The sequence below is a fragment of the Mesorhizobium sp. genome (assembly GCF_017306585.1).
Lineage (GTDB): Bacteria > Pseudomonadota > Alphaproteobacteria > Rhizobiales > Rhizobiaceae > Mesorhizobium.
In genome coordinates this window covers 1-3,912 of sequence record NZ_JAFKIC010000331.1, presented here as the reverse complement: position 1 = coordinate 3,912, position 3,912 = coordinate 1, and the positions used below count along the sequence as shown (strand labels likewise).

The following is a 3,912-nucleotide window of genomic DNA, read 5'->3' as shown; positions in this document are numbered from 1 at the left end:
TACCAGTTCCTGCCCGAGACCACCTCCGAATGAGACGTTTCCTGCCGCAGACCCTGCCCGTCTGGGTGCTGCTGATCGTCATTGCCGGGTTGCTGATCAGCCAGGTCGCGACCCTTTATATCGTGTCGCGCGACCGCGCCGCCGCCAATGACGTGGTCGACCTCTATCGCCTCAACGACCGCGCCTTCTCGCTGGTGCAGCTGATGAGCGAGGCGACCCCCGAGCAGCGCCCGGCGACCGCGGCCGGCCTGTTCAACTCGACCTACGCGCTCACCGTCTCCGACACCCCGGCCGTCACCTCCTCGATCGCCGGCGACGACGAACTGGCCGAACTTGAAGACATCCTGGTCGGCCGGCTGTCGAAATTCGGCGTCACCGACGCACGCGTGCGCCGCGACCCGGCCACCCGCGAGGCCGACGACGCCAGCGGCGCGGTGTCGGGACCCGATATCGGCCAGGTCGAGCGCGACCTCCTGGTGCTGGCCGCCGACTTTGCCCAGAGCGACAAGCTGACGGCATCGCTGCGCTTCGCCGACGGACAGTGGCTGAACTTCACCGAACCGATCACGCCTGTCGGCCCGATCCTGAGCGTCGACAGCCTGCCGCTCTACTCGCTCATCGCCGGCCTGGTGGTGATCATGTCGATCTGGTCGCTGCGCCGGCTCACCGCGCCCTACCGGATGATGGAAACCGCCGTCAACCGGATCGGCAACGACCTGAAGAGCCCGCCGATCGCCGAGAGCGGCAGCCGCGAGGTGCGCGCCGCCGCCAAGGCGATCAACTCGATGCAGACACGGCTGCGCGAATATGTCGAGGACCGCGAGCATCTGGCGGCGGCCCTGGCGCACGATCTGCGCACGCCGATGACCAGGATGCGGCTGCGCCTGGAGCTGCTGCGCAAATCGCCGGCGCGCGAGGCGCTCGCCCACGACTTGGCCGACATCGAAAGCATCGCCAGTTCGGTGATAGACTTCGCCAAGTTCGAGGTGACCGAAGAGAAGGCCGAGCGGATCGATTTCTGGTCGCTCGTCGAATCCATCGCCGACAGCTATGACACTGTCTCCTTCGACAATGACGACGACCGCTCGCGCGGGCTGATCTGCATGGCGCGGCCGGTGGCGCTGAAGCGCTGCGTCACCAATCTGGTGCAGAATGCCGTCACCTACGGCAAACGGGCGCATCTCAGCCTGCACCGGTCGGACGAGACGATCACGCTTGCCATCCGCGACGAAGGACCCGGCATTCCGCAGGCCCAGATCGATGCCGTGTTCGGCTCCTTCGTGCGCCTCGAACAGTCCCGCAACCGCCAGACCGGCGGCCTCGGCCTGGGCTTGACCATAGCGCGCAACATCGCGCGCGCCGCCGGCGGCGAAATCCGCCTGTCCAACCACCCGCAGGGCGGCCTTCTGACCGAGTTGAGTTTGCCGCTGGCGGCCTGAGGCAGCGGAAAAACTACCGCCGCAGCACCGCGCTCAGCACGTCGCGGATGCCGATCGCGCCGACGAAGCGCGAGCCTTCGTCGAACAGCGCCACCGGCGCGGTCTGCGAGCGGTGCATGGCCAGCATCACCGTTTTCAGCGGCGTGCCGGGATTGGCCCAAAACACTTGCCCCGCCTCCTCCGACTGGCCCTCGACATCGGCGCAGGACACCCACACCGCCGGCTTGCCGTCGCGCTCGGCCGCCGCCACCAGCCCATGGTCGTCGATCCTGAAACGCGTCGTCTTGCGGCGGTCGAGCCAGACCCAGCCGTCGGCGCCCTGTTCGAGATCGCGCCGGTCGCGCATGACGTTCCAGGCGGTCAGCACCGACAGCGGATTCACATTGGCGATGAAGTCGCGAACATAGTCGTTGGCGGGACGCAGCACGATATCCTCGGGCGCGCCGGTCTGGACGATGCGCCCACCCTCCATGATGGTGATATGGCTGCCGATCTTCAGCGCTTCCTCGAGGTCGTGGCTGACGAAGATGATGGTCTTCTTCAGCTCCGCCTGCAGTTGCAGCAACTCGTCCTGCAGCTTGGTGCGGATCAGCGGGTCGAGCGCGGAAAACGGCTCGTCCATCAAAAGGATCGGCGCTTCCGTGGCGAAGGCGCGGGCCAGGCCGACACGCTGCTGCATGCCGCCCGAAAGCTCATGCGCGTATTTCTTCGACCACTGGTCGAGATTGACCAGCTTGAGCTGCTTGTGCACCCGCTCCTTGCGCTCGGCGTCCGGCACGCCGGCGAGTTCGAGGCCGAGGCCGACATTTTCCTCCACCGTGCGCCAGGGCAACAGGCCGAACTGCTGGAAAACCATCGCCACCTGCTTCTGACGCAGCCGCCGCAAGGTCGCTTCGTCGCAGGTGACGACATCGACCGTCCTGTCGCCGTCCTTGACCAGGACCTGGCCGCGCGAGACCACATTGAGCCGGTTGACGGCCCGAAGCAGGGTCGACTTGCCGGAACCCGACAGGCCCATCAGCACCGAGATCTCGCCTTCGTGCACGGTGAGGCTCGCTCCCGCGCAGCCCAGCACATTGCCCGTCTTCTCAAGGATTTCGGCGCGCGTGGCGCCCTTGTCGATGAGCGCCAGCGAACCCGCCTGGTCGGCGCCGAAGACGATGTCGACGTTCTTGAAATCGACGGCGACGGTCATTTCTTGCCTCCAACGCCAATACGGGTCATGCGGTCGAGCACGATGGCGAGCACGACAATGGCGAGCCCGGCTTCAAGCCCGAGGTCGATGCGGCGCGAACCGAGCGCCCGGTTGATTTCGGTGCCGAGCCCGCCGGCGCCAATGAGGGCCGCGAACACCACCATCGACAGCGACAGCATGATCGACTGGGTGAGCCCGGCCATGATGGTGGGTAGCGCCGAGGGCAGTTCCACCTTCCACAACAGCTGGCGCTTGGTGGCGCCGAACGCCTCGCCGGCCTCGATGATCGACTTCGGCACCGAGACGACGCCGAGATGGGTGAGCCGGACCGCGGTCGGGATGACGAAGATGATGGTGACGATGAGGCCGGGCGCGTTGCCGAGGCCGAACAGCGTCAGCACCGGGATCAGGTAGACGAAGGTCGGCAGGGTCTGCATCAGGTCGAGCACCGGCAACATGACGCGGTAGACCTTGGGCTTGTGCGCCGCCCAGATGCCGAGCGGCACGCCGATGGCCATCGCCATGGCGGCGGCCGCGACGACCAGCACCAGCGTCTGCACGGTCTGCTTCCAGAGGTTCTGGTTGATGATGAAGATCAGGCCGAGGAAGACGCCGATGGCGAGCGGCCGCGAACGCTGCAAGAGCCAGGCGACGATGGCGATGAGCAGGGCGAGCAGCACCGGCGGCACCATCAGCAGGATGTTGACCAGCCCGTCGAGGATGAAATTCAGGCCATTGGAAAAGGCCCTGAACACCGTGTCGAAATGGTCGGTCAGGAAGCCGAAGAACGCCTTGCCCCACGGTCCGATGGGAATCTTGTAGTCGACCAGGAATTTGGAAATCGGATCCATATCGCCCCTCTCCTGCACGAGACCGCCCTGCCCTCGGTCTCCGCTGTCGCTGCGTCATCTTCTCACAGCATATGAAAAAGGGCAGCCTTTTCCAGAATGGCTGCCCTTATATTTCGGCTATGCCGAAATCACAGTCGGCTCAGCTTCCGAGCGCGGTCTTGATTGCCGCCGCCGCATCGCCGCCGTCGAAGGTGGTCACGCCGGCGATCCACGGGGCAACGGCGTCCGGGTTCTTCTTCAGCCAGTCTGTCGCCACCTTCTGGGCGTCGCCGCCCTTGAGGATGGCGTCCATCATCTGGCCTTCCATGTCGAGGTTGAACTTCAGGTTGGCGATGAACTTGCCGGCGTTCGGGCACTCGGTCATGTAGCCCTTGCGCACGTTGGTCGAGACGGTGGCGGCGCCGAAGCCGCTGTCGCCCATGCCGTC

The 3,912-nt window shown here is 65.7% G+C and carries 4 protein-coding genes; 1 reads left to right on the top strand and 3 read right to left on the bottom strand.

Annotated elements, in window-relative coordinates:
- Window positions 1-29: 29 nt before the first annotated feature.
- Window positions 30-1,439, top strand: coding sequence for an ATP-binding protein (locus J0I79_RS34215; protein WP_292870347.1), 1,410 nt, complete (start codon window positions 30-32; stop codon window positions 1,437-1,439).
- Between the two features lie 13 nt (window positions 1,440-1,452).
- Here J0I79_RS34215 and choV read toward each other — a convergent pair whose 3' ends face one another.
- From choV to J0I79_RS34200, 3 genes are all read right to left on the bottom strand, one after another.
- Window positions 1,453-2,634, bottom strand: coding sequence for a choline ABC transporter ATP-binding protein (gene choV / locus J0I79_RS34210; RefSeq protein WP_292870344.1), 1,182 nt, complete (start codon window positions 2,632-2,634; stop codon window positions 1,453-1,455).
- A complete protein-coding gene (gene choW, locus J0I79_RS34205; protein ID WP_292870341.1) occupies window positions 2,631-3,485 on the bottom strand; it encodes a choline ABC transporter permease subunit in 855 nt (284 codons plus the stop codon). Before choW ends, choV begins: the two co-directional genes overlap by 4 nt.
- 139 nt (window positions 3,486-3,624) lie before the next feature.
- Window positions 3,625-3,912: glycine betaine ABC transporter substrate-binding protein (locus tag J0I79_RS34200; RefSeq protein ID WP_292870338.1), on the bottom strand; the 288-nt coding region annotated here is incomplete at its 5' end.